This is a genomic window from Nitratidesulfovibrio oxamicus (assembly GCF_015731765.1).
In the GTDB taxonomy this organism is placed as follows: Bacteria; Desulfobacterota; Desulfovibrionia; order Desulfovibrionales; family Desulfovibrionaceae; genus Cupidesulfovibrio; species Cupidesulfovibrio oxamicus.
In genome coordinates, this window is the sequence record NZ_VRYY01000231.1 from 1 (window position 1) to 3,925 (window position 3,925).

The 3,925-nt window shown below is 68.6% G+C and carries 2 protein-coding genes and 1 pseudogene; 2 read left to right on the top strand and 1 reads right to left on the bottom strand.

The genetic code is table 11. The features are described from left to right. Positions 1–670, top strand: a pseudogene (locus FVW20_RS09110) (MerR family transcriptional regulator); the annotation flags it as partial. Positions 671–898: 228 nt separating this feature from the next. Next, positions 899–2,917, top strand: a complete 2,019-nt coding sequence (locus FVW20_RS09115; protein ID WP_196609166.1) for a sensor histidine kinase — start codon at positions 899–901, stop codon at positions 2,915–2,917. Positions 2,918–3,380: 463 nt separating this feature from the next. Here FVW20_RS09115 and infA read toward each other — a convergent pair whose 3' ends face one another. Beyond that, positions 3,381–3,599 (bottom strand): translation initiation factor IF-1, encoded by a 219-nt coding sequence (gene infA / locus FVW20_RS09120; protein WP_007525542.1) that lies wholly within the window; start codon positions 3,597–3,599, stop codon positions 3,381–3,383. Positions 3,600–3,925: the final 326 nt, after the last annotated feature.

The window sequence follows — 3,925 nt, forward strand, 5'->3', positions numbered from 1 at the left end:
GTCCGCCTTGCAGGGCCGCCCCGCCTGGCTGGACGAAGCGCAGGCCCTGGCCGCGCGGTTCGAGGCCCTGCTGGGAGCCGTGGCCGGTTCCGAGGGTGGCGCACCCGCCGCCACCGCACCGGCAGCACCCGCGATGCCGGAGCCCCCCACCGCCGTCACATCGGACGCCGATACCGTCGATAGCGCCCCGTCCGCATCATCCGGCTCGTCCGCATCACCCGGTGGTCGGGTGGTGCCTTTCCCCGGCGGCATGGCCGCCCCCCCATCCAGCGTGTCCGATGCTCCGGAAGCAGCCTTTCCCGCGCCGCAGGATCCGCCACGCCACCTGCTGGCCCTGCCGCTGGTGGTGCAGTCGCCCCAGGGCGAATTCCTGGGCGTGGCCGGGCGGGCGCGGGGCCGGTTCTGCATCAACGACCTGAAGGCCATGCTGGCCTTCGCCTTCCAGCCGCCGGACCACTACGTCCTGCGCAGCGAACCGACCGAGGAAGGCGGCTGGTGGCTGACCCTGGAACAGCCCCAGGCCGAAGTCCCGTACCACGTTGTGCTGCTGGTGGACGAATCCGTCACCCCGCGCGGCAACCAGGTGGCCGTGGTGCGCCGCTACGTGGCCAACGGCGTGGAAAGTCACCCCACGGAAATCTACGGGTTCCTGCGCGCCGTGCAGGGCTAGGTGGAGCAGGCCGGGGTGGTGCAGGCCCTGGTGCGGGTGGCCCCCCGCGCGCGCCGCGTTTCCGCTGCCCCCGTTCCGTCGTGCAATGCGCCAAAATAGCGCGTATGCATGCAGACATGCGGGTACGTGCGCCCGCCCCTGGAGGGCGTGCCCGCAGGGCGCCGACACACGTTCGACGAATTGTAACATCCGTGTGACGGGCGCGACACCTACCGGCGCGAGACAAGGATGATGAAACAGTACTCCCTGCGCAAACGGCTCGTCGTGGGCACCTGGCTGCTGCTGATCGTGGCGCTGCTGCCGCCCTATCTCTATTTCGACAAGACCCTGCGCCGCGACGTGCTGCTGGAGGCCAAGGCCCGCGCAGCCGAAGACGTGGACACCACCTACTGGCTGCTGCGCGAGCATCCGCCCTTTCCGTCATACCGGCACCTCAACGGCTGGGTCACGGAACTTTCGCGCCGCACCGGCACCCGCATCACCTACATCGTGGACGGCCACGTGCTGGCCGATTCCGACGTGCCCTTCGAACGCCTCTCCACGCTGGAGGACCACGCCAACCGCCCGGAAGTGCTGGAGGCCCGCACCGGCGCTCTGGGCACCGACGTGCGCTTCAGCGCCACCCTGGGCAAGGACCTGATCTACGCCGCGCGCAAGGTGGACGGCATCGCCGGGCTGGACCCCGGCACCCTGCGCCTGGCCCTGCCCCTGTCGGTGGTGCACGACCGGCTGGACCGCATGGAAAACGGGCTGGTGTGGGCCTTCCTGTTCTCGCTCATGGCCAGCGGCGCGCTGGGTCTGGTGGTCACGCGGCCCCTGCTGCGCGGCATGGAAACCATGGCCATGGCGGCCCAGGCCATCGGCCAGGGGGAATACGGGCGCCGCATCCGCGACATACCGGGCCGCGAACTGCGCCCCCTGGCCCACGCCATCAACGGCATGGCCCACAACATCGAACAGCACCTGCACCAGCTGAATGAACAGAAAGGGCGGCTGGAGGCAGTGTTCAACGGCATGCACGAAGGGGTCATGGTGCTGGACGCCGCAGGGCGCATCGAATCCATGAACCGCGCGCTTACCGCCATGTTCACGGGCATCGGCAACAAGCTGGGGGCCACCCCGCTGGAAGCCACCATGAAGCCGGAACTGCAGCGCATGGTAGACGAAATGCTGATTTCGCCCAACGCGCGCGGCACCAGCATGCAGACCGACCTGGGCGAGGGCCGCGCCTTCGAGATTTCGCTGGTGCCCTTCCGCGACGCCTCGGGCCAGCGCATGGTGCTGGTGTTCCACGACATCAGCGAGCGCGAAAAGCTGGAGCGCATCCGCCGCGACTTCGTGGCCAACGTCTCGCACGAACTCAAGACCCCACTCACCAGCATCAAGGGCTACGCAGAAACGCTGCTGGAAGCCCCGCCCTCGTCGCGCGACCAGATGGCCGCCTTCCTGCGCACCATCCTCAAGAACGCCAACCACATGACCAAGATGGTCAACAGCCTGCTGGTGCTGGCCCGCTCGGAGCACAAGGGCGACAAGGTGGCCCTGACCGGCGTGGATGCCGCGGAAGTGCTGCGTCAGACCGTGCGCGAACTGGAACCGGTGGCCTCGCGCAAGGACATCACGCTGGAAAACGGTGTGGGGGCAGGCCCGCTGGTGGTGCTGGCAGACCGCGACGGGCTGGTGGAGGTGTTCCGCAACCTGCTGGACAACGCCATCAAGTACAGCCCCCCGCAAACGCGGGTAAGCGTTTCCGCCACCGCCGCCGACGGCAGGGTGACCCTGTGCGTGAGCGACCAGGGGCCGGGCATTCCGGAAAAGAGCCGCGACCGCATCTTCGAACGATTCTACCGCCTGGACCGCGACGGCGACGGCACCAAGAACGGCAGCGCGGGGCTGGGCCTGGCCATCTGCCGCCGCATCGTCATGAGCCACGGCGGCGACATCTGGGTGGAAAGCCCTCTGGATGCCGCCACCCGCACCGGAGCCGCGTTCTTCGTGATGCTGTTCTCCCCCCGGCCTGAAGACGAAGGCACGGGCGCGGACGGCGACGGTTCGGATCGTGACGGACCGGGCGACGGCCAAGGCACCCCGGCAGTGCTGCACGCCGCCACGACCAAGGCGATGCACGCCGCAGCCGCTACCCCGGAAGCGGCCGCTGTCGTCGCGCCCGTTGCAGATGCATCCGGCCCGTCTGCACCGGAACAAGGCGGTGCAGACGGTCCGGGCGGACAGCCGCGCGGCGCGTGATGGTCGCGCTTGCTCCACCTGCGACTTTCGGCAGCCTTCTCCGGGTTCCGCAACGGAAAGGTGAGCCGGTTGCGGACGGGTGACAGCAAAAGAGTGCTCAAGCGACAGCATCCCGGCATGGCCGGGCCATACGGGGACGCCGTGCGGCGTCCCCCTTGCGTCGGGTCGCGCCCAAGGGGCGATGACGCAGGGGCAGGAGCAGGAGGAGAAAGCCGAGGCTGGCTGGCGCGGCGGACGGCCCGCGCCGAAACGATGCAATGTCGCATCGGCCCACTGCCACACTCACGCATCGGCGTGCCGCCGGATGCAACAAGCCCGCCACTGTCGCGCGGGACGCGAAAACGGCGGGCAAGGCACGGGATGGTGGAACAGAAGGGGGGGACCGCCCACCTGCCGGCCATGCGGGGACATGCTGCGGCGAAGAGTGGGGCCATTGCCGCGAATGCGCGGCGCGGGACGAAGGCTATTTCATGCGGTAGGTGATGCGTCCACGCGTCAGGTCGTACGGCGAAAGCTCTACCTTCACACGATCGCCGGGCAGGATGCGGATGTAGAACTTGCGCATCTTGCCGGAGATGTGGGCCAGCACTTCGTGGCCGTTTTCGAGCTCCACGCGGAACATCGCGTTGGGCAGGGCTTCCTGCACAACGCCGTCAACCTCGATGGCATCTTCCTTTGCCATGGTTCCTCCGTCTCGTTCTCTCGCACCCCGTGCGGGCGGGGCAAAACAACTGCACCGCCATTTCACATAATGCCTGTTTTGTCAACAAAACCGCACTGTGCAAGGGTTCGCGCCCCGTTTGCGGACCGCGTAACCGGACGATGCGTTGCCGTGCCGGTCGGCTGCTCACGCCGCGCCAGCCCGCGGCAGCGGGAGGAAACCGGAAAGGCCGGGAAGACCGAAAGGCGCAGGCCGGGAAGAAAAAGGCCACGGCAAGCCCGGCCCTGCGCACGCCAGCAGCAGGGCGGGGCTGATCGGCCACCCGGTGTCGGCGGTGCCGGGCGGCC